This is a genomic window from Actinoplanes sp. TBRC 11911 (genome assembly GCF_012933445.1).
Lineage (GTDB): Bacteria > Actinomycetota > Actinomycetes > Mycobacteriales > Micromonosporaceae > Actinoplanes.
Window position 1 is genome coordinate 1 of sequence record NZ_JABBNC010000090.1, and the last position, 443, is coordinate 443.

1 protein-coding gene is annotated in these 443 nt (G+C 68.8%); it reads right to left on the reverse strand.

Annotated elements, in window-relative coordinates; translation table 11 throughout:
- Positions 1-443 (reverse strand): transposase (locus tag HH310_RS43020; RefSeq protein ID WP_211193345.1); only part of this gene is annotated, 443 nt, incomplete at both ends.

The following is a 443-nucleotide window of genomic DNA, read 5'->3' on the forward strand; positions in this document are numbered from 1 at the left end:
CAGATCTGGCGCCAGATCGGCTGCGGGAAGCCGGTGAACGCGAGCAGGTCAGCGCGGGCATCGTCGAGATGCGCTGCCACCTTCGGCAACGAGGGGCCGACCGAGTCCAACAGCTTGTCGAACTGGGCGTGCACCGCCTCGGTGTCGACCTGGTCGTAGACCGAGTGCAGCATCGTCTTGACCGCCGGCCACGCCGACTTCGGGCAGACCTGCATCAGGTTCGCGGCGTAGTGGGTGCGGCAGCGTTGCCAGGTGGCGCCGGGCAGGTTCGCCGCGATCGCCTCGACCAGGCCGGCGTGAGCATCACTGGTGACCAGCAGGGTGCCGGTCAGGCCGCGGGCGACCAGGTCGGCGAAGAACGCGTTCCACGCTTGTTTCGTCTCGCTGGTGGCGACCTTGACACCGAGGACTTCGCGGTGCCCGTCGGCGTTGACCCCGGTCGC